This is a genomic window from Noviherbaspirillum denitrificans (genome assembly GCF_002211445.1).
Classification (GTDB): Bacteria; Pseudomonadota; Gammaproteobacteria; order Burkholderiales; family Burkholderiaceae_D; genus Noviherbaspirillum; species Noviherbaspirillum denitrificans.
In genome coordinates, this window is the sequence record NZ_LSTO01000005.1 from 1 (window position 1) to 20,397 (window position 20,397).

At 59.5% G+C, this 20,397-nt stretch carries 16 protein-coding genes and 1 tRNA gene; 6 read left to right on the forward strand and 11 right to left on the reverse strand.

The features are described from left to right. Positions 1-39: 39 nt before the first annotated feature. From AYR66_RS29760 to AYR66_RS25560, 3 genes are all read right to left on the reverse strand, one after another. The gene (locus tag AYR66_RS29760; protein WP_206047335.1) at positions 40-639 is read right to left on the reverse strand and encodes a hypothetical protein; all 600 of its coding nucleotides are present in this window, start codon (positions 637-639) and stop codon (positions 40-42) included. Positions 640-2,060: 1,421 nt separating this feature from the next. Further along, positions 2,061-3,041 carry a ParB/RepB/Spo0J family partition protein gene (locus tag AYR66_RS25555; RefSeq protein ID WP_088710401.1) on the reverse strand — a complete coding sequence of 327 codons (981 nt, stop codon included), beginning with the start codon at positions 3,039-3,041 and terminating at the stop codon, positions 2,061-2,063. A 1-nt stretch (position 3,042) separates the two neighbouring features. Beyond that, positions 3,043-4,218: an AAA family ATPase gene (locus AYR66_RS25560; RefSeq protein ID WP_088710402.1), complete on the reverse strand. Its 1,176-nt coding sequence runs from the start codon at positions 4,216-4,218 to the stop codon at positions 3,043-3,045. 522 nt (positions 4,219-4,740) lie between these two features. Between AYR66_RS25560 and AYR66_RS25565 the strand changes: the two genes are divergently transcribed. After that, entirely contained in the window at positions 4,741-6,159 is a 1,419-nt protein-coding gene (locus AYR66_RS25565) for a replication initiation protein (RefSeq protein ID WP_088710403.1), read from the forward strand. A 51-nt stretch (positions 6,160-6,210) separates the two neighbouring features. Beyond that, positions 6,211-6,295: transfer RNA gene (locus AYR66_RS25570), tRNA-Leu, on the forward strand. 59 nt (positions 6,296-6,354) lie between these two features. Here the strand turns inward: AYR66_RS25570 and AYR66_RS25575 are convergent. From AYR66_RS25575 to AYR66_RS25595, 5 genes are all read right to left on the reverse strand, one after another. Further along, a complete protein-coding gene (locus AYR66_RS25575; RefSeq protein WP_170942369.1) occupies positions 6,355-8,631 on the reverse strand; it encodes an EAL domain-containing protein in 2,277 nt (758 codons plus the stop codon). Further along, positions 8,624-9,043 carry a response regulator gene (locus AYR66_RS25580; protein ID WP_170942370.1) on the reverse strand — a complete coding sequence of 140 codons (420 nt, stop codon included), beginning with the start codon at positions 9,041-9,043 and terminating at the stop codon, positions 8,624-8,626. The genes AYR66_RS25575 and AYR66_RS25580 overlap by 8 nt, the downstream gene beginning before the upstream one ends. 165 nt (positions 9,044-9,208) lie before the next feature. Further along, positions 9,209-11,443, reverse strand: coding sequence for a GGDEF domain-containing phosphodiesterase (locus AYR66_RS25585; protein WP_088710405.1), 2,235 nt, complete (start codon positions 11,441-11,443; stop codon positions 9,209-9,211). Continuing rightward, entirely contained in the window at positions 11,436-12,122 is a 687-nt protein-coding gene (locus AYR66_RS25590; protein ID WP_088710406.1) for a methyl-accepting chemotaxis protein, read from the reverse strand. The genes AYR66_RS25585 and AYR66_RS25590 overlap by 8 nt, the downstream gene beginning before the upstream one ends. Before the next feature lie 234 nt (positions 12,123-12,356). After that, positions 12,357-12,611, reverse strand: coding sequence for a GlsB/YeaQ/YmgE family stress response membrane protein (locus tag AYR66_RS25595; RefSeq protein WP_088710407.1), 255 nt, complete (start codon positions 12,609-12,611; stop codon positions 12,357-12,359). A 520-nt stretch (positions 12,612-13,131) separates the two neighbouring features. Here AYR66_RS25595 and AYR66_RS25600 point away from each other — a divergent pair. Further along, complete coding sequence (locus AYR66_RS25600; RefSeq protein ID WP_088710408.1) at positions 13,132-14,217, forward strand: extracellular catalytic domain type 2 short-chain-length polyhydroxyalkanoate depolymerase; 1,086 nt, start codon at positions 13,132-13,134, stop codon at positions 14,215-14,217. Positions 14,218-14,402: 185 nt separating this feature from the next. Here AYR66_RS25600 and AYR66_RS25605 read toward each other — a convergent pair whose 3' ends face one another. Further along, complete coding sequence (locus tag AYR66_RS25605; protein WP_088710409.1) at positions 14,403-14,651, reverse strand: DUF3297 family protein; 249 nt, start codon at positions 14,649-14,651, stop codon at positions 14,403-14,405. Between AYR66_RS25605 and AYR66_RS25610 the strand changes: the two genes are divergently transcribed. Beyond that, positions 14,641-15,930, forward strand: coding sequence for an ATP-binding response regulator (locus AYR66_RS25610; protein ID WP_088710410.1), 1,290 nt, complete (start codon positions 14,641-14,643; stop codon positions 15,928-15,930). The genes AYR66_RS25605 and AYR66_RS25610 overlap by 11 nt on opposite strands. Positions 15,931-15,965: 35 nt before the next feature. Here the strand turns inward: AYR66_RS25610 and AYR66_RS25615 are convergent, their stop codons facing one another. Both AYR66_RS25615 and AYR66_RS25620 read right to left on the reverse strand, forming a co-directional pair. Beyond that, the gene (locus AYR66_RS25615; RefSeq protein WP_088710411.1) at positions 15,966-16,265 is read right to left on the reverse strand and encodes a VF530 family protein; all 300 of its coding nucleotides are present in this window, start codon (positions 16,263-16,265) and stop codon (positions 15,966-15,968) included. A 174-nt stretch (positions 16,266-16,439) separates the two neighbouring features. Continuing rightward, positions 16,440-16,685, reverse strand: coding sequence for a hypothetical protein (locus AYR66_RS25620; protein WP_088710412.1), 246 nt, complete (start codon positions 16,683-16,685; stop codon positions 16,440-16,442). Between the two features lie 426 nt (positions 16,686-17,111). Here AYR66_RS25620 and AYR66_RS25625 point away from each other — a divergent pair, with 426 nt between their 5' ends. Continuing rightward, positions 17,112-19,976, forward strand: coding sequence for an insulinase family protein (locus AYR66_RS25625; protein WP_088710413.1), 2,865 nt, complete (start codon positions 17,112-17,114; stop codon positions 19,974-19,976). Between the two features lie 38 nt (positions 19,977-20,014). Further along, positions 20,015-20,395, forward strand: a complete 381-nt coding sequence (locus AYR66_RS25630) for a DUF5710 domain-containing protein (protein ID WP_088710414.1) — start codon at positions 20,015-20,017, stop codon at positions 20,393-20,395. Positions 20,396-20,397 lie beyond the last annotated feature (2 nt).

Here is a 20,397-nt window from a genome sequence, read left to right on the forward strand (position 1 = left end):
CGGCAATCCCGAATTGGGCGTTGATGCTGGCATCCGTGCTCATACCGCCGGCCAGAAATCGAACACGCCGGCATCGAAATCATCCTGCAGCTGGGTCTCGTCGCGGTATGCATAATGTTCGGCGCCGGCGGAAGTCAGGCCGGCGGTTGCGAGGTACTGGTCCACGTGTTCCGGCTTGAACCAGTCCCACATCCCGCTTTCGAAGATTACGCCGTAGGTCTGCCCTGCCCCGTCGTCGATGACCTGGAAGACCACCCCGCGCATCCCCTCTTCCGCCATGCTGCCGACATCGGCGCTGGCGGTGAGGATCGCGCCGGGGTACAGGTACCCCGCATAGCGGTAACCGGGTGCCGGTCGTGCGGGAACAGGACGGTCTGGTTTCGCGCCGAGTTTCGCGAGTGCGGCGTCGATCTGGCGGCCGCGTGCCTTTAGATCACGACCGAGACGGTTCAGGTTGGGCAAGCCAATCAGCGCATCGTCGTACCGCAAGTCGCGCTCGGGGTTGCGGCTGATCTCGCTGATCCATTCCGGCGTCACCCCCCAGCGGGCGGCAAGCATGGTGAATTTCCAGCCTTTGTAGCGGGCCAGGGCCTTGAATTGTTCCGGGGTCAGACGGCTGACTTCGGCGGCGTGCGACATAAAAAAGATAAACTGGGGTTTATGTTTTTTGGATGTCTGATGATAACCGAAAATCAATGTTAATTGTTTCAGTTCAATAACTTAGGCTCAACACTTGGTTTACTTTCACCGCTCCAGTTTCTTTGGTGTAGCTCACAAGACTGGTAGAGGAAGAAAGGTACCCGAATTGTGCATTAATGCTCGTGGGGCGGGATCGATGCTCAAGCGAGGTAGCGCAATGGAAGTGGTGGTCGCTAGGTGGCGTTGGTAGCCCGCTATCGTGCCCGCTCGTTGGCCTTTAACTCCTTCACCGGATTCACGTCGGACAAGGACCGTCGGCTCGGCGGGTGGGACGGCGAGGTTAGGTGAGAAGATTTGGGTGATCGAGTGGCCGTTGCAAGTGGGCGATGCCTCACTTCATGCACCGACCCACTCTATTCTCTTTAGTGTTGTACCGTACAACAACAGGATTGCCGGTAGAGCACGGCCTCCAGTACTTGTGCCATGGCCTGTCGTCCTGGGGATTCCCTCCCATGGCTTCCCTTTCACGCTGCCCGCCTCTAGTGGATAGCTTGATCGGCCGGCGCAAAATTCACACCGGAAGGATGGTGAGAACTTTTGGGACAGCCTAAAGGATGTCCAAGTAACGGGCATCTGCGTTGGACGAGGGCGCACCCGCGCACAAGGGTGAGAAGGTTTGGGAGGACCTTTGCTGATTCCGGAAAGTCCAGCCTGGCTACCGTGCGGAGACAAAGCACGTCTTCGGACTGGTCGGTCTAGGTCAGAGCGGGTGTTGTACGGTACAACACCTAAACTCATTAGCCAATGATCATGCCCCGCGTGTGCCTTAACTTTTGCCTCAACCACATAATCAATTCTGATGGTCGCACTCAAAGGCGCGCAGCAAAGGATGCGTGGAAAGGTCTTGTGCCGTACGCCCCTTCCCCGTTGTGTGAAGTGACGCAATTGCGACTATCGCTTCTCCAGTCCATCTCAACGCAGTTCATCCGACGGCGCAGCAGATTCATGCAGGCGGCGCCTACTTGACGCGGTGTTGTACTCAGCCAAACATTAATCAGCAGTGTGAATCGCCCTGCGGGAAGGCGTCGTTCCGTTCAAGACATCTTCTCATGCCATCCGCAAGGTACGTGCAAAGGGAAACCAGGCACAGCCAGAATCACCGCCCACCGTTGTACGGTACAACACCACACTAGGCCATACCTTATGGATAAAGAGGTGTTGTACCGTACAATACCCTTTTCACCCGCCCGTCAGCTATTCAAGCTTGTAATAGGCCGGTCCGAAGAAGCGGTCCCGCGGAGCATTTCCGGCGCATCCTTGTCTGTTGTACTGTACAACGCCAGCAATACAGGCATAAATCGTTGGACGAAAAAAAAGGGCGTTGTACCGTACAACGCCCTTTTCACTAGCAAGTCAGCCGATCAACTTTGCAATAGCTCGGCAAGAAGGAGCCGCAGTTTCTCCAGCTTCCCTTCACTCAATGCGCCACGCGCAAACTTCACTTTCACTCGTCCGCCATCTGCGTGGATCTCCGCCATTGCCTTGCCCCCCACAGTCAGCTGTTCAATCTTGCCCGGCGCAGCGCCGATCCCGAGGAGAATTTCCAGCACTTCCTTGCTGGTCGGCTTGCCTTCCGGCATAGACGCCAATTCACGCGCCCGCTCGATAACGCCTTCTGGATCATTCTGGATCGCATCGCTCAATAACTTCGCCCAGCGATACTGCAGTTCGCGCGCAGAAGGAAAAGCAGCCACCACTTCCTTCGGCAGGTCCGCCAGCTTCAGCGCCTTGCTGATATTTCCTTTGTCCACCCCGAGTTCGGCGGCGAGTTCGCCCAGTGACGCAAACAAGCCTTCGCCCAGTGCCCGGCGATACATCAATCCTTGCTCCCACGGCGACAGGTCCAACCGCGCCCGGTTTTCACGGTCCATTTCCTTGAACAAGTCTTGCTCGCTCAATTCCTCGACCAGCGCCAGTACCGGCAGACCGAGTTCGAGGCACGCGCGGTGGCGGCGATGGCCGAACACGATTTCATACGTGCCCGCCTCCCCTGCCCGCGGTCGCACCTTGATCGGCTGCACATTGCCGCCGGCTGACTTGATCTCTTCCTTCAGCGCTTCGAATTCCGGCGTGCCGAACCCCTCTTCCAGCCGGTTTGCCCATTTCGAGCGCACCACCTTGGCTGGATCGAGGAGCCGTGCCACAGTCGCGCCGTCATACTGTTTCAGGCGTTCTTCCAGTTCGGCGAGGCGCTCGTTGTTTTCCTTCATCAGCGCGTTCACCATCAGCATCTGGCCAGGTCCGGTCTTGAGCGGACCTGCGGGAGCAGTCGCGGACGGCGCCTTCGCCGGCGGCACCAGCAAGTCAGCGGTTTTCTTGGCGAGACGATCCTTGATTGACATCTCAAACTCCTTCGCTCAGTTGGGCCGCCCAGGCGTTGCGGATCGACACTTCCACCAGGTCGTTGACCCGATCGTACGCGTCACGCGCGCGGCTGTAAGTCTTCAGGCTACCATCGTACTTGCTGATGTCATACACCGTGCCGAACTCGGCGGAGCTGGACGAGGTCACTGCCGTCTTCGGAATCTCGACCGGCAGCACCTTTTCCGCATACGTTGCGGAAATCCACGAACGCACGACGTCGCTGGCGACATCCGCCGAATCAACGCGCGCCAGCAGCACATGGATGAAATCAAAGGTTTTCGCAATACCGGCGCTTTCTACCAGGTTGGATGCGAGGTCGCTGAACAAGCTCCAGAACTGCGCCGAACTGGCAAAGTCCAGCGCGTTCGGCGGCAACGGCACCATCAGCGCGTCAGCCGCCATGAAGGCATTGATGGTGACGTAGGAGAGGGAAGGGGGCGTGTCGATGATGATCACATCGTAGTCGTCGCGCACATCTTCCAGTCCAAGGTTGAGCACATCCCAGAACTGGAATTCCGGATCCTTCATCTGGCGGGAAGGCAGCACGAATTCCGCGGAGAACAAGCTGGATGCAGCGGCGACCAGGTCGACGCCATTCCAGTAGGTTTGCTGGATCGCCGGACGAATCGTCGTCGTTTCTCCGTACACCAGCGGCGCGATGGTTTGATCTTCGGCGACCTCGGTATCAGGCATAATGCCAAACAGGGTCGTGAGCGAACCTTGCGGGTCAGCATCCACCACCAGCACCCGGTGGCCACGCAGGCTCAAGCCTTGTGCCAGCACCATCGCCGTCGTGGTCTTGCTGACACCACCCTTGAAATTACCGATCGCGATCGTGATCGCCCGCGCGCCCTCCGGCCGCAGTGATGCCGCACGGTAATGACGTACCCAGGTCCGCGCTTCTTCAAGCGTGAATTCACGGCGCGAGCCTTTGTCATTGAGTTGTCCCGCAGGCAGATCCCCTTTGCCAATGCGGTAAGACACCTGGCCCTTGTCGATGCCGCACAACGTGGCGAGCTGCGTCAGGGAAAACACCGGCGGCGCCTTGACGGCACTCGGTGCGAGCATGCGGGAGCGGATCTGGTTCACCATTTGCGCCGCGCGCTCTGCCTGCTCAACGATGTCACTGATGTGAATCTTCTGGAAGTCGTTCATGTTTTGATTTTTTGCCGTTACGAATGAGGTTTTCTTTCCGATTCACATTCTACGACATAAAGCAATTTCTCCCTATTTAAAAATTCGCCGCTTTCCGCTAAAACCTGCGTTTTCCGTAAAATTTCCGATGCTTTGAAGTTGAAATCCGCCACCGGTCCACCGGCAGGGCTATAAAAAGTAAAACTGAACTTCAAGATCTATAACATCTTTAACAGGCCTTTTTCCCTTTGAATACAAAGGGTTGCAGATGTTATGGTGAGAAGCTTTGGGACCAAGGGTGAGAGCTTTTGGGGGCTTGGGTGAGTGCTTATAGGAAATTCGGTGAGAACATTTGGGGTGCGCGGTGAGGGGATATGGGAACGCTGCGACAGGTGCAGCCAGCAGGGGCAGTCGCTGTCCAAAGTGAGAATTTTTGGGATGCTTTGGTGAGGTGAGAAGAACTGGGAACAACGTCGCGTCAAGGTGAGTTTGCACTTGACGTCGACTCACTATAGACTGTTGCCTTAACTCACCTGGCCAACCATGTCCGAACAGCCGAACGCCACGAAGCGCGCGTCGGAGGGCGAGCGGAAACTCACTCTCGTCGACCACGACCACCTGCTACGCAAGCCGGTGAATACGCTCGCCATCGTGCCGAAGTCGGAAAAGATCACGGTCACGGCGCGCAAGATCTATAACGTGATGCTGCAGTTCGCGCAGCGCCAGGGCGCCGACAAGGACCGCTACCGCGCGCGGCTGGCCGAGATCACGGTCGGTATCGACTTCAATTCCAACAACACCGAGATCATCAAGCAGTATTTCCGGCAGATGGCGACCACCGGCGTCGAATGGCAGTCGCCGACGACAGGGGAGGGCGCGCGCTGGAGCATCTCGGCGCTGATCGCACATGCCGACCTGATCCAGAAGGGCAACGAGCTGGTGCTGGAATGGAGCTATGCGCCCAACATCAAGCACGAGTTGCTGGATCCGCAGCGCTTCGCGAAGATGTCGCTGCAGGTGCTGGCCATGCTCAACACGATGGCGTCACTCGTGCTGTATGAAATCTGCTGCCGCTATGCGGACAACCCGAGCGGCCTGACCGCGCGCCAGCCATGGTCCTGGTGGCGGCCGGTATTGACCGGCGCGCCCGACAGCCCGACCAGCGCCTACCAGGAATACAAGATCTTCAACCGCGACGTGGTGAAGAAGGCGCTCAAGAAGGTCAATGAAGTCACCGACCTCGAGGTCGAGCTGATCGAGCACAAGGCCGGCCGTTCGGTACAGGACTTGCAGTTCAAGGTGCGGCGCAAGGCGCAGAAGGAAGAAGCGCCGGAGCGGGAGATCGAGCCGGTCGACCTGAAAACCATCGGCGCCGCGATCCGTCTCGGCATCGCGCAGGACAAGGCAGAAAAGCTGCTGCTCAAATACGGCGCGCCGGCGATGGACGAAGCGCTGGGCGTGCTCGACGAACGCCAGCGGCGCGCCGACATGGAGCCGGTGCGCACACCGGAGAAATACCTGCGTTCCATCCTGCAGTCCGGCCAGTTCGGCTTGCCGAAGGAAGAGCAGGCCGCGCCGCCGCCGGTGGTGTACGACAAGAAGGCCGAACGCCTGAAACTGATCGAACGCTTCATGGCGCAGAAGCGCCAGCAACTGAGCGAAATGTTCCAGGAAATGCCGGTCGAAGATCAGGACGAATGGATCGCGCGCTTCGACCGCGAGGCGCTGGCCGCGACTGGCGCGGTGCGCAAGGCATTCCAGACCAAGGGGCTGGCCAGCCCGATCGTCAGGCCGGCCTTCTTCAAGTTCCTCGGCAATGCGGTGTGGCCGGAAGGCTGGGACAAGCCGACCGACAGCGACCTGGTCGATCTTGCGCTGCAGGCCAAGGCCGAAAGCGAACGCGCGGTGGAAGCCAAGGCGCCGGCGCGCACCCGCGTCGGCTTGGCAATGCGCAAGACCTGAAATCTCCGCTAGCGTTCTTCCCCCACATTTCGCTATAATCGCGTTCCCGCTGCCCAGATGGCGGAATTGGTAGACGCGCAACGTTGAGGTCGTTGTGTCTTAGGATGTGGAGGTTCGAGTCCTCTTCTGGGCACCAAAGCTTTAGACGACAATGCCCGCGCAAGCGGGCATTGTCGTTTCTGCCGTTCGTCAGCGTCAGTTGACGCGCATGCCGTTCGTTTCCTGCAGCTGCGCCTGCAGCCGCAGCGTCGCCGCATTTGCTTCATAGCGGCGGAACGCATCGCTGATGTGGTCGTGCAGCACATTGCCATCGGCCGGCTTGTCGAGCACCCGGTACAGTTCGCCGCGGTTGACCGCATCGATCACGGTGGCGGCTTCCGGGTCGGCGGTGATCAGGAGCCGCACCGTGTCCGGGTACATTTCCCGCACGCGCCGCAGGAAGTCGGCGCCCGCGATGCCGGCGATGACGACACCGATATTATCCGCTGCGAGCAGTTCGAGTCCTCCGCTGCCATGCGGCGCGGTCAGCAGCTTCCATCCGGCGCGGCGCGCCACCGATTGCAACAGTTGCAGCACGGCAGGTTTGGCATCGACCACGAGCACGGTCGATGACGCCGCTTCCAGCGGGTCGGGCGATGCCCAGCGCCGCACGTCGCGCAGCAGTTGCGTGATTTCTTCCACCGGCAGCGGCCGGCTGAACAGGAAGCCCTGGATTTCCTGGCAATCGAGCTTGCGCAGGTAGCCGAGCTGGGTATCGTTTTCGACGCCTTCGGCGATCGTCCCGAGACCGAGGTTGTGCGCCATCGCCAGGATGCTGCGCACCAGCGCCGCGCTGCTGCGGTGCTCCGTCATGTCGCGCACGAAGGACTGGTCGATCTTGATGCGGTCCACCGGATAGCGGCGCAGGTAGCTGAGCGAGGAATACCCGGTGCCGAAATCATCCAGCGACAGGCTCACGCCCAGCTTCTTTAGCTGGTGCATCGCCTGGATGGTCTGCTCCGCATTTTCGAGGATCAGGCTTTCAGTCAGTTCCAGTTCCAGGTGTTCAGCCGCCAGCCCCGCATCGTCCAGCGCCTGCTGCACACATTCGACCAGGTTGGACATGCGGAATTGCTGCGCCGAGAGGTTGACCGCAACGCGCAGCGGCGGCAAGCCTTGCCGCTGCCATTCGCTGGCTTGCAGGCAGGCGGTTCTCAGGACCCAGGTACCGACGCGCGGCATCAGTCCGCACTCTTCCAGCAGCGGGATGAATTCGCCGGGCGAGATCAGCCCGCGCTGCGGATGCCGCCAGCGCAGCAATGCCTCGACGCCCGCCAGCACGCCGGTGCGCGCATTGACCTGCGGCTGGTAGTACAGCTCGAACTCGTCGCGCTCCAGCGCCCGGTACAGTTCAGCCTCCATCTCCACATGCCGTTCGAGGTCGCGGTCCAGTTCGGGACTGTAGACGCGGAACCCGCTGTCGTCGTCGCTCAGGCGTGAGGCGGCGCGCACGCGCCGCAACAGGTAACCGATTTCTTCCTCGTGCAGGCCATGTACCACGCAGCCCATCGACACGCGCAGGAAGATTTCCTTGCCATGCACCTGCAGCGGCTGTTCGGCCGCCTGTTTCACGGCACGCGCAAAGGCATCGATATCGGCGTCGTCGCCGAGGTCCGCAGCGGCAAAGGCAAATTCTTCATGGCCGAGCTGCGCCAGCATGCCGTCCGGCGTGCGACAGTCTTCCAGCCGCAACGCGGTAATGCGCATGACTTCATCCATCCCTGCCGGTCCGAGCAGCGCGGCGATCTTGTCGAGCCGCAGCAGGCGCACGTTCAGCACGGTCAGCCGGTTGCCGTTGCGCGCGGCGCGCGCGGCCAGCTGCGGCAGGCGCTCTTCGAGCAGCGCGCGGTTGGGCATGCCGGTCTGGGCATCGTAGGACGCCATGTAGTGCAGGCGCGATTCGGCGGCCAGGCGGCGTTGTTCGTTGAGCTGGTGATCGAGGGAAAAGGAAATGTCGTCGGCCACTTCAGCCAGCAGGTCCACTACCGACTGGTCGAAGCAGCTGGCCGACGTCGCATAGACCACCAGCACCGCCACCACATGGGTGCCTTCTCGCAGCGGCAGTCCCGCTGCGGCGTGCAGGCCGCGCTGTTCCAGTACGTCGCAGCGCATCGCCGCGGGCAGGGCGGCCAGGTCTTCGTGGATGGCGAGCGTGCCGCTCGAGCGCACCGCATCCGCCAGGCCACCCGCCGCGGCCAGCTGCTCTTCCAGCGACGCAATGCCGCCAGCACTGGCCAGCGCGCGCAGCCTTCCGGTCGCAGGCTTGACCAGGCCTACCCATGCCGCGTCAAACAGGCCGCAATGCACCGCAATGTCACAGGCCGCGCGGTACAGCTCGTCCGGCGACTCGGCACGCACGATGGTGCGGTTGATGCGGCTCAGCATCGCGAGCACGCTGTTGGTCTTTTTCAGCGTACTGCGCGGCTTACGCATGATTGCCGCCATCGGGAGGGGGGCTGCCGCGATGCAGTTGGCGGTTGATGCGCAGCGCGAGTTCCCAGCGGTCTACCGGCTTGTTGATGAATTCGTCCGCGCCCGACGCCAGCAGGCGTCCATGCGCGGCGACGTCGCTGAGCGCGGAAACGATGATGAGCGGAATCGTTGCGGTGGCCGGATTTTTCTTGAGCGCCGTGGCGACCTCGAAGCCGTCCATGCCGGGCATCATGATGTCCAGCAGGATCAGGTCCGGGCTCCGGGACGCGGCCAGGTCGAGGGCTTCCTGGCCGTTGCTTGCGCAGATCGTTTGATAGCCCTCGGTCTTTACCAGGACATCAAGCAGGCGGCGGTTGCGCGCTTCATCGTCCACGATCAGGATCAGTGGAGCTGAATCAGGGGTGTGCGGCACATTGTTACTCACATTGAGGGATCGACCGTAGCCTAAGCATACGTTCGCGCCCGTGGTTACCGCATCCCATATCCATGAGAACGGGAGCGTGTTTCACAAAATATTGCCCAATGGAACTATTTTAGACTTGATATTTCTCAATGCTAGTGCCGGCCTGCGAATTGTTCAGCCGGACGGCATGGACAATTTGTCAAGCAATTGGTCCAGCGGCGCAGGCCGGCCGAACAGGTAGCCCTGGAAGTGCGAGCAGCCGAACTGCAGCAGGTAAAGCGCCTGCCGCTCGTTCTCGACGCCTTCGGCCACCACCGGCAGCTGGCTGTGCTTGCCCAGTCCAAGGATGGTGCGCACGATGGCACCGCTCTTGGTGTCGTCCGGCAGGCCGCGGACGAACATGCGATCCATCTTGATGGATGTCACCGGCAGCGACATGATGCGCGACAGCGACGAGTAGCCGGTGCCGAAATCGTCGATGCTGATCTTGAAGCCGAGTGCGCGCAGCCGGGTCATCACCGCCTGCACCCGCTGCGGATCGGTCATCATCGAGCGTTCTGTCAGTTCCAGGCAGATGCGCTCGCAATCCACCTGATGCTCCAACGCGAGGCTGGTCAGGCGACCGGACAGGCCAGGATCGAGCAGCTCGTCGGCCGTGATATTGATGTTGACCTGCACCGACGCCAGCGGCGTGCCCCGCAGGCTGCCGACATCGCGTATCGCATGCGCCATCACCCAGCGATCGAGCTGGGCGATCAGGCCCGACGATTCGGCTACCGGGATGAATACATCCGGGCTCACGATCTCGCCCGACGGCCGGCGCCAGCGCACCAGCGCCTCGATCGCGGCGACGCCGTGGTCGGCGTCGAAGATCGGCTGGTATTCGAGCGTGAGCTGGTCCTGTTCGAGCGCGGCGCGCAGCCCGGTTTCGATGGCCATCTGCTCTATCAGCGGCAGTCCCGAAGGCATCGCGCCGCCGCCACCCACGCGCGCATTGGCAATCTTCAGCAATTCATCCGCGCCGAGCGCATCGCGCGGGAACTGCGCGGAGCTCACGCTGGCAGAGGTGGTCAGCACGTGGTCGCCGACATCGATCGGGCTCGACGCCAGGTCATAGATGGTGCTGGCCAGCTCCGGCAGCGGGGGCAGGGCGGCATTGGCCGGCACCAGGACGGTGAAATCGCCGGCCAGCACGCGCCCGACCACCAGTTGGCCGGGCAGGGCCATGCGCAGGCGCTTGCCGAATTCTCCCAGCAGCCTTTCGCTCGCTTGCGGGCCGAACACTTCGCCGATCTTGCGCACCCGGTGCAGGCGTACGTACAGCAGGGACAGCTCGGAGCCGTGTGCGCGCGCCTCGCCGCAGGCAGCTTCCATCAGCTTCATGAAATGCGGGCGCCGGATCACGCCGGACAGGTCATCCACCTCCACGAATTCGCGGATCTGGCGGTTCTGCAGATGGCGGTGCGCGGATTGCGCGATGAAGGCGCCGATGGCCGCCGACAGGTGCGGCAACTGGCACTCGCGCTTGCCGGTCATGCTGCTGTAGAACTCCAGCACGCCCGGGCTGTGGCGCACGCCGTTTTCATCGACAAACGCGACCGCGAACGCGAATCCGCCATGCAAGCCGCAGGAGCGCGCCGCATGACGGCGCAGGAAGCCGGCATCATCGGCAATATCGTCGATCCAGGCGGCGCCGCCTTGCTTCCAGGTCTTGCCGACCAGGCCTTCGCCCGGACGCATCTGCAGCTGCAGGCTGTCGCGGGAAAAGCCTTCCAGCTGCTCTGAATCCACATGCCAGTAATAGGTGCAGGACAGTGCATCGCTGCGCGAGCGGTCGCTGCCGAAGGACCAGTATGCGCCCCATTCCCAGCCCAGGTTTTCGCACACCACCCTGATCACTGAGCGCACCGCGCTTTCCAGCGAACTGAATCCGATCAGGTACTGCGTGGATTCGAACAGGATCTGTTCCCGCAGCTGGCCATGCTTGACGTCAGTGATGTCGAGCAGGGCGCCGACCAGCGTCGTGCCGGTGCTGTCCGCGCCGGACGACACCATGCGGTACCAGCGCACGCCGGCCTCGCGCGTCACCAGGCGGAAGCTGCGGTCGAGCTGCCCGCTGCGCGTCGCGTCGTGCAGCGCCGACAGCAGCTCCGGAACATCGTCCGGGACCACATGCGTGCAAAACGCATCGAGGCCAGGCCCGGCATCGTCGCCCAGCTGCATGAATTCACGCGCGACGTGGTTGAGCGCGAAGACTTGCGACCGGATCTCGAATGACCAGCGCGCGAATGCCGCCAGCCGCGCCATCTCCGCGCTGACCAGGCAACCCGGCCCGCCGCTGAGCGCGGCACCGGGCATCTGCAAGTCGGCGCTGCTTGCGGAACGTGTTGTGATCGCACTGTCAGTCATCGATACCTCCCAGTGCCTGCCTCACCAGCTCGTCGATTTCACCGGTAATGTCGGTGAGGGCGCTCGCCACCACGGAAAATTCACGACCATCCGAACCAGCGCGCACCGCGACGACCTTCGCATTGAAGGCCACCATGCGCGCCTGCTTGGCGATCGTCTCGATCCGGTGCATCACGGCTGCCCGCTTCTGCTGCGCCTGCTCCGCGTGGCGGCGCGCCAGTGCCTCATAGAGTTGGGTGACTTCGTTCAGCAGCGGCAACAGGCGTGCCGCGCTATCGATCAAATCGGTAACAAGGCCGTCGGCGGCAGGCGCGCGCCGTTCGACGGCGGCCAGTGCATCATGGCCGAGCGAAATGAATGCGCTGATGGCGGCATCGGCCTGCAGCGGGCCGAAGTAGGCATTGTGCAGTTCGTCGCAGAAAATGCCCGGCGTATCGCGGTTGCCCTGCACCAGCGCACGATGCGCGTCGGTCAGCAGCTTCAGCGCATCACGTGCGATGGTCATGTGGCCGGCACCCGGATTTTGTTCCGCCAGCACCGCATACAGCGCGAGCCGTTGCGATGTGAAGCGGCGGCGGCCGGACAGGTTGATCAGGTTACCGAATGCCGCTCCTGATACGTGGCGGGAAATTGCATGTGCATTCAGGGCTTTGGCGGGCACCGCATCGAAGGGGGGCATGATGTCCTCGCAAATTATTCCTTAACGGAAATGCAGGAACCGTGCCATTTCGACAGGTCGCAGGTGGTCTGCGAGAGTGCATCATTGTCGGGCGTATACGCCCGGTTACGGAATAGTAATGGTTGGTTTCAGTGCAGCGGTGCCCGATTTAATTCCATGATCAAAACAGGGGTTACAGCCCAGCGGGCGGAACGGGCAGTCAATACCGCAGCCGCCGCCCGTTCCGCAATCACATCATCTGCGCCATCGCGCGCTGTTGAACAGGCGCAGGATCAGCAACAGCACAATCGCCCCCACTGTCGCCGTGATGATCGTGCCCAGCGTCCCGCCCCCGGCACTCCACCCCATGCGGCCGAACAGCCAGCCGCCGATGTAGGATCCGATGATCCCCACCACGATATCGCCGATCAGACCAAAAGGTCCGCCGACGATCATGCTCGCCAGCCAGCCGGCGATCAGACCTATCAGCAACAACCACAGCAAGTCCATGACAGCTCCTTGTCGAGTCGAACATGGCAATTCGACAATGCGACGCGGCGTTGGTTCTGGCTGCGGTGCAATATGGCTTTCCGGGTTCCGGGCTGCATTGGAGTGCCCCGTTTTTCATTAACTTAACCGTCACGGATTCCTCTCCGGATTGATTGAAGCGTGGCGGACCGCGCTCTTACACTGGGGCTCGATTTTTCCAGGCGGAGAGTTGAATGCCAACCACAATGCGGAGGAGAACGAGATGGTCAACACAGCAAGAAGTCGGTAAACGTCAGCAGCAACTACCAGTCGTCGGCAGTAACGCGCTTGCTGCCTTGCCAGCCGACAGGCAACCGGGCGATTACCTTCCCGCCCAAACTCATGGATGAACGCAGGATAAAAAGTGGAGTCTCAACAACATTCGACTTCGCATCAGTCCAAATAATGCCGCTTTCGCTTTAGCGGAAACAACTCTGCGGTAAATCAAAAAACAGGCGCTAAAGCAAGCTTACTTTTCCTGAAGCAACGAGGAGACGATCACATGAAGAAGCTTAACTTGCGATTGGCATGGCCTGCCATATTCGTCATTGGATTTGTCGCGGCCACCGGTGCCGGTGCACAGACGACAGCGGCCGCGCCATCCGTCGAAAAACTCCAACGTTATCAGATCGACCCGGCGAAGGTCTTTGTCGCAGGTATTTCCTCCGGCGGCTTTACCGCGGTGCAGATGCACGTGGCCCATTCCGCGACCTTCAAGGGAGCCGCCATCTATGCGGGCGGCGTCTACTGGTGCGCGGGCGCTGGCGGCGCCGCGGCTGCTCTTGCCAACTGTGGCGGCCAGACCTTGCCGACCAATGAAGCGTCCTACAACAGCATGCTTGCCCAGTCGATCGCTTATCTGGACACCCAGTCTGCCTCAGGCACGATCGACACATCGGTGAACCTCAGCGGCCAGCCGGTTTATCTGTGGTCCGGCACCAAGGACGCCACCGTCAATCCACGCCAGGTGGCCGACCTCAATGCGGAGTACCTTCACTATGGAGCCAAGGTGGTGTTCGATAATGGCTTTCCAGCCGCGCACGGCTGGGAATCGCCGAATGGTGAACTTGACTGTGGCACCGGCGGCAGTCCCTTCATGGTGAAATGCTTCCTCAATGGCGCCCCCTACGATTCCGTGCAAACCTGGCTGAAGCTCTTCCTGGGACGACTGAATCCACGCAACAATGGAAAGCTGCAAGGCACGCTGTCGACCTTCGACCAGACCGAATTCGGCGCAGCGCCCAACGTGTCGTTGAATTCCGCCGGTACTGTCTTCGTGCCGAAAGCCTGCGCGCAAGGAAAAACATGCGGCATGGTGCTCGCACTGCATGGCTGCAAGCAGTACTCGGCACTCATTGGCAATCGCTGGGTGACGCAGGCGGGCATCAATGAATGGGCCGACACCAACAACCTCGTGGTTGTCTATCCCGACACCATCGCGTCGTCCGCACCAGGACCGACCAACCCGAATGGCTGTTATGACTGGTGGGGCTACTCAAACCAGGCCGACCCCAACTATGCGCTCAAGAGCGGCGCGCAGATGTCGGTACTCTACAGGATGGTGCAGCGCGTGACGGGACGGCAGTAGCGTACGTTGGCGTAGTTACCTCACACCCCGTCGCTTATGAGTCAGTTGATTTCCTCGAAAGGGGAGATAGCCGTGTCGTTTTTCAACGATTAAGCGGTCACCTGCAGAGCGGACTGATTGACCGCCTGCTTCCACGCCGCAGGCGGCATCTTCCATTCTTTTATGTTGCGCAAGACATAAAGGCGTTATCGGTAAAAAGGCTCGACCTTGCCTTTTACCTTGATCATCATCGGGTTGCCCTTGCGGTCACGCGCCTTGCCGGCCGCAACCTTGATCCAGCCTTCGCTGATGCAATATTCCTCGACATTGGTGCGTTCCTTGTCATCGAGCTTGATGCCGACATCGTGCTCGAGGACAGCCGCATTGTAGTAAGGGCTGCGCGGATCGACCGAGAGACGGTCAGGAAATGGGGGGAGTTGTGTCATGTCGTTCATGGGAGGGAATTATCTACCATCCTCTCGCACAAAACAATTTTCCAGCACTCACTTGCTGCCTGCATTTCCATTTTCTGCCGCCACCCGACAGGGCATTTCAGCAGTTGTCGTCTCCGCCATAAGGCTTATTGCAATCTGGACATTTTCTACTGTAGGATCAGTCGCGGCACCTAGGCCCGTTCTTATGCATTCAACTACTGAATCTCGCCCTAAGATTCTGATTGTCGACGACAACCCACAAAACCGGAGGTTGCTCGAAGCGCTGCTGCGCGCAGAGGGCTATATCACGGAGACCGCAGAAGACGGCATGGAAGCAATGAAAACCGTTGCCCGCCATGCCCCCGACCTGGTTCTGCTAGACATCAATATGCCGGGAATGGACGGCTATGAAGTCGCGCGGTCTTTAAAGGGGGCCAGTGAAACTGCCGAAATCCCGATCATCATGATCACTGCTGATCTGGATCATGGTGCTCGCCTGGCTGCGCTTGATGTCGGCGTCGAGGATTTTCTGACGAAACCGTTCGACCGGATCGAACTCGGCCTGCGAGTACGCAATCTCTTGCGATTGAAGGCTGCGCTACAGGAATCGCGCCGTCGCTTGAGCCAACTGCTCATTCACCGCGAGCGTGCCAAGGAAGAGGAACGCAAGAGCATTGCGCTAGAGGTGCACGACGCCCTTGGCCAGAATCTGCTGGCACTGCGCATGGACATTACGCGCCTGCACGAGTGGGCTAAAGAGCATGAGCCGCGTATCCATGGAGAAGCGAAAACGATGCTTGAGAATGTCGATGCTTCGCTTCATTCAGTCAAATCCATTATCAACGACCTCCGGCCTTTCCAGCTCGAACTCGGACTACATGCTGCAGTCGAGTGGCAATTGAAAGCGTTCGAAAGAATTACCCCAGTGAAGTGCCAGCTGGAGGTCCGCCCAGGAGTATCGGATAACGATCTTGACGACGGCCAGGTGCTGCTCCTGTTCCGCATTCTGCAGGAATCACTAAGCAACATCGCCCGCCATGCAAATGCGTCGCGTGTGGACGTTGAAATGGTCAAGGAAAACGGGACATACGTCATGTGCATAAGGGATAACGGCGTGGGTTTCCAAAGGAACGCCATTAAGGCGAATAGCTTCGGCATCCTGGGGATGGTGGAACGCGTAGGTGCGCTGAAAGGCGTGTTTGCGATCGAACCCGGGGAAAGCGTAGGGACGGTTGTAACAGTATCGATTCCCATCTCGGAGTCGATACAGGTTGCGTCATCAAGAATGCTGACTCCCTGATCCTTCCCGAGCGCGGTAGATCGCTGCGGCAAAAATCAAAACGCAAATGAACGGCGCTCGGTGCATGGCGGAATATTGCTGCCTAACGCCTGGTTATGCATTTTCGGTTCGCTGCGTAATGCAAATGTAGAGAGGTAAAGGTTCTCCACTTGTTCTCTAGCCCAAGGCGTTTTTCGAAGAAATTTCAGGCTGGATTTCACTGACGGATCATTCTTGAAACAATTGATACTGATTCTATTGGCGAGCTCATCCCAGCCGTAGTGATCAACAAGCCTGACGACGGCACTCTCAAGGGTGACGCCGTGCAATGGGTTATTCGGTTGCTTGCCACTCATACCTGAAGTACGTCCTTATAATCGACGTTCATTGAACGCATAACGCCGCGTTAGAAAGCATTTTTCCCAGCTTCGTCCTGCAATCGTTGCATGACGGCGCGCGCGGGGAAGGTTTTCGATCTTTCCCGCCACAAAGCAAATCGGACAAGCCGCGCCGGCATTCCCTGTTGCCGCTTATTTCTTGCGCGGGCCCGTCCGCTTGGGTGGCGTATGGGGACGCGACTTGTTTTTTTGCTCGAAAATGGTTTTTGCGTCCTTCTTTGCACGTTCCAGTGTGCGCATCTCCGGAAGATCATCGTGCAACGTGAAAAAATCCGCAGCTTGCGCGCGCATCACATGTTTGATCGCATCTTCATCGCTCATGTTGAACATTTCCGTCATGAGCGTCGTTACTTCATCCAGGTATTCTTCGTAGGTCATTGGCGAGATGGGTGCGTGCGCACCAGTTCGGAGGGAATGGTTTGCGCAGTATAAAATAACGCTTTGTCGATTGGTGCGGCTTTTTGAAAGCTGAAAAAAGTCGCCCTAATAGTGCAGGATTATCATTGCCTTACGCCATAGAGCAGACAGCATCGCTGCCTTATCGGCTAAAGCCCTTGTCAGCCCAATGCTCGTGCTGGCGCGCTCAAGCTTGAAATTTGTTCCACCCGCTTGCTTGCTATCTCACGGCCCTGTTCATCGATTGCCTTGAGCACGCCGTGCGGCTCGTAGCCATCATTGAACGTGATAGTCACATCCCCCCTTCATGCACCGGCAATAGCGTGGGGGCATACTGTATCCGGGATTTCAGGAAATATTTCCGCATAACCCGTGACTATCTTAAAGTTGAGTAATAACAAGCCCGCAATGCCATTTCATCAAAACCGTTCCCATCCTGTTCCAGAACTCCATGCAGTGATTGAAGAGTATGAGGATCCCAAGTCGGGTGCCCGCCATATCCATGTGCGAACCGATGATCCCGAGATGGCGTTTCTCGTTGCCTTCCCCACAATTCCACAGTCAAGCGACGGTCGCGCCCATATTCTCGAACACATGACGCTGTGCGGGTCAGCACGCTACCCGGTCAGAGACCCGTTTTTCATGATGGCCAGGCGCTCAATGGCCACCTTCATGAATGCCTTCACCTATCCTGATCGCACCGTGTATCCCTTCGCAAGCCAGGACAAGACGGATTTCTATAACTTGCTTGGCGTGTATCTGGATGCCACGTTCTTCCCGACGCTGGATTATTGCGATTTTCAGCAAGAAGGCTGGCGCCTGGTGTGGGCACAAAATAAGTTGTCGTTGCAGGGCGTCGTGTTTAACGAAATGAAAGATGCCTTTACAGATCCTCTCCGCGCACTCGATCACGGCATCAGCCAGCATCTCTTCCAGGGCACCACGTATGCGGTGGAATCGGGAGGGGATCCGCTGGAAATCCCCGAACTGACGTATGCTGATCTGAAAGCCTTTCACGCGACGCATTATCATCCGTCACAAGCGCTATTCATGACCTCCGGGCGTGTCGACGTAGCAGCAGTACAAGACATGATTGAGGACCAGGTGCTGTCGCACTTCTCGGGCCGCGCCCCTAGAATGCTGCCGGCTCTCGCAACACCATGGAGTGCGCCACGCACCGCCCGCATTGTCACGCCCGCCCAGGAAGGGAAGGAAAACGAATACGGGTACCAGTTTTCCTGGTTGCTGGGCCAGGCGGTCGATCCGTCGTCCTTTTTCCGCGCCAGTCTGCTCGAAGCCGGGCTGCTGGGCGACAGTTCGTCACCCCTGATGCGCGCCATGGAGTCGGCCGGCTTCGGTTATCCGTCCTCGTTTAATCATCTGGAATCCGGCGCACGACAAATGGTCCTGCACGTGGGCATGGAGGGATTGAAAAAAAGCGCACTTGCCAAAGCGCGAGCACACATCTGGTCCGCGCTGGAGCAAGCGGCGATCACCGGCGTTCCGAGCGCCATGCTGAAGGCCGCACTGCGCAATATCCGTTTTGATCAGCGGGAGATTAATGGCGACGATGTTCCGTATGGACTGCACCTTCTGCTGTCGGCGTTACCGGCAGCCATGTTGGGCGGCGATATTGTCGATGCGTTCGACGTCGAGCCGTACCTGCGGACACTGGATGCGGAGGTCGAGGATCCGCAGTTTTTCAAGGACATGGTCAAAACCTTGATCGACTCTCCAGCCCGTCTCGAATCGACCGTCTATGCCGATGCAGCATTTGCTTCCCGACGTGCGGCGCTTGAAGAGCGCCGGTTGGCGGCGATCGCTGCAAGCCTGACAGAGGCGGAGCGTACGCGTATCGTGCAGGAGTCGGCCGACCTGCTGGAGCAACAAAGAAAAGTCGTCAACAAGGATGTGCTCCCGCGCATTTTGCCGTCTGCAATATCGCCCATGGCACCCCCAAGCCTGCCGGTGCCGGACCCAAATGAACAAGTCGTCGTGCTTGAGGTCGAGACCAATGGCATAGCCTATGCGACCATCCTGTATGACATTTCTGATTTCAGCGCAGAAGAATGGCCCTGGTTGAATCTCTATGCGGGGCTGGTGCCGCAACTCGGTATGGCCGAAAGGGGATATGAAGAAAGCAGCGCATGGCGTCAGGAGATGGTGCCGGACTTCAGCATTGATGTCGCCGCCAGCCAGCCGATCGCTGCGGGCGCGCCATTGCAGATCTTCGTGGAATTCTCCGCAAAGGGACTGCACGACGAGCTGCAGAATATCGCGACCGTGCTCCTGCAATCGATTGCGGCTCCCCGCTTCGACGAAGTCGAACGCATGGCATTCCTGATCGATAGTCACGTACAGGATGTGCATGACGACCTCGCGGTCAAAGGAGAAACCTATGCCTCGTTATGCGCAACAGCGCCGCTGTCGATACATGAACACTTCAAAAATGTGATGGAAGGCGTGGCAGGCCTCCCCTTTTATGGCTTGCTGCGGCGGCAAATACAGGATGAGAGCGGCATACGGGAAATCGCCGAAAAACTGGCGGCAATGCATGCGAAAATTACCGCCAGCCCCGCCTACATCATTGTCACGGCAGAAGCGCCATCGGCCTTATCGACATTGCTGGCACCCGCCGTCAGCCGGCCGACGCGGCCCCTGGCAGAGCCGGAAACCCTTCCCCTGGATCCTCCTGCCAATACCGTCTTGCACGCAGCGGCCCAGGTCAACCACTGTTATGCAGCATGGCCCGCGCCTAAACTCGGGCATCCTGACGCACCCGCCTGTGCTGTGCTGGCGGAGTGGCTCACCAATGAAGTTTTGCACCGGGCCATACGCGAAGAAGGCGGCGCTTATGGCGCAGGCGCGGCATACGATGCCATGACTGGCGTGTTTCGGATGATATCCACGCGCGATCCGCGCCTGCTCGGCACCTATGCCGATTTTGACGCCGCGATCGCGTCGGTGCTCAGCGCGGAGTTGACGCAGGAAAGTATCGAAGAGGCGATTATCTGCGTCATACAGAACCTGGACAAACCACTTCCTCCATACAGGCACGCCATGCGCTCCTGGTCACGCAAGCGCATGGGCATCACTGATCAGATGCGCAATCAATTTCGTGCAGGCGTATTGGCATGCACCGCAATTGATGTGCGCTTGGCGGCGAAAGCGTGGCTTCATGGGCACACACCAAGCCGTTGTGCCTTTGCCGGAGACACTTCCACCGAGCGAGGCGACATGCGCGTGTTGCATCTGGCGCAGTTATTGGAATAACCTCGCTTAATGCCGATCCACTTACCACCTGAGCTGCCATGACTGACGCCCCGCCATTCGATCCCCCTTATTTTTCGGTTGAGAGGACTGCGCAAGGTGTGCGGGTCATGGAGACCCGCGCCGACGGCAGCCGTCAGGAGCGGACGGTCCCGATTGGGGAAGCGGCTGGACTGCTGATCGAGGCTTCGAATAGCCCGCCGGCGGCATCCTTAGCCACGCGTAGTGTCCCGAAAAAGAGCGCGCGATCGCCTTCTGGCATGCCGCCAGGCTCTACTCCGATCTCGGTCCCCTTCGCCGAGAAGGATGGAGCCAAGAAACTTGGTGCGCGCTGGGATGCCGAGCGTCGGTCATGGTATGTCCCACCTGGAATCGACGTTTCCTTGTTCAGCCGCTGGCGCATCGACGAAGCCGATTTGTAAAC

Bases quoted from the DNA above. Each gene is read 5' to 3' on its own strand.
- AYR66_RS29760 (WP_206047335.1), bottom strand. From the start codon at position 639: ATGTCGCACGCCGCCGAAGTCAGCCGTCTGACCCCGGAACAATTCAAG.
- AYR66_RS25555 (WP_088710401.1), bottom strand. From the start codon at position 3,041: ATGTCAATCAAGGATCGTCTCGCCAAGAAAACCGCTGACTTGCTGGTG.
- AYR66_RS25560 (WP_088710402.1), bottom strand. From the start codon at position 4,218: ATGAACGACTTCCAGAAGATTCACATCAGTGACATCGTTGAGCAGGCA.
- AYR66_RS25565 (WP_088710403.1), top strand. From the start codon at position 4,741: ATGTCCGAACAGCCGAACGCCACGAAGCGCGCGTCGGAGGGCGAGCGG.
- AYR66_RS25575 (WP_170942369.1), bottom strand. From the start codon at position 8,631: ATGCGTAAGCCGCGCAGTACGCTGAAAAAGACCAACAGCGTGCTCGCG.
- AYR66_RS25585 (WP_088710405.1), bottom strand. From the start codon at position 11,443: ATGACTGACAGTGCGATCACAACACGTTCCGCAAGCAGCGCCGACTTG.
- AYR66_RS25590 (WP_088710406.1), bottom strand. From the start codon at position 12,122: ATGCCCCCCTTCGATGCGGTGCCCGCCAAAGCCCTGAATGCACATGCA.
- AYR66_RS25595 (WP_088710407.1), bottom strand. From the start codon at position 12,611: ATGGACTTGCTGTGGTTGTTGCTGATAGGTCTGATCGCCGGCTGGCTG.
- AYR66_RS25600 (WP_088710408.1), top strand. From the start codon at position 13,132: ATGAAGAAGCTTAACTTGCGATTGGCATGGCCTGCCATATTCGTCATT.
- AYR66_RS25610 (WP_088710410.1), top strand. From the start codon at position 14,641: ATGTCGTTCATGGGAGGGAATTATCTACCATCCTCTCGCACAAAACAA.
- AYR66_RS25605 (WP_088710409.1), bottom strand. From the start codon at position 14,651: ATGAACGACATGACACAACTCCCCCCATTTCCTGACCGTCTCTCGGTC.
- AYR66_RS25615 (WP_088710411.1), bottom strand. From the start codon at position 16,265: ATGAGTGGCAAGCAACCGAATAACCCATTGCACGGCGTCACCCTTGAG.
- AYR66_RS25620 (WP_088710412.1), bottom strand. From the start codon at position 16,685: ATGACCTACGAAGAATACCTGGATGAAGTAACGACGCTCATGACGGAA.
- AYR66_RS25625 (WP_088710413.1), top strand. From the start codon at position 17,112: ATGCCATTTCATCAAAACCGTTCCCATCCTGTTCCAGAACTCCATGCA.
- AYR66_RS25630 (WP_088710414.1), top strand. From the start codon at position 20,015: ATGACTGACGCCCCGCCATTCGATCCCCCTTATTTTTCGGTTGAGAGG.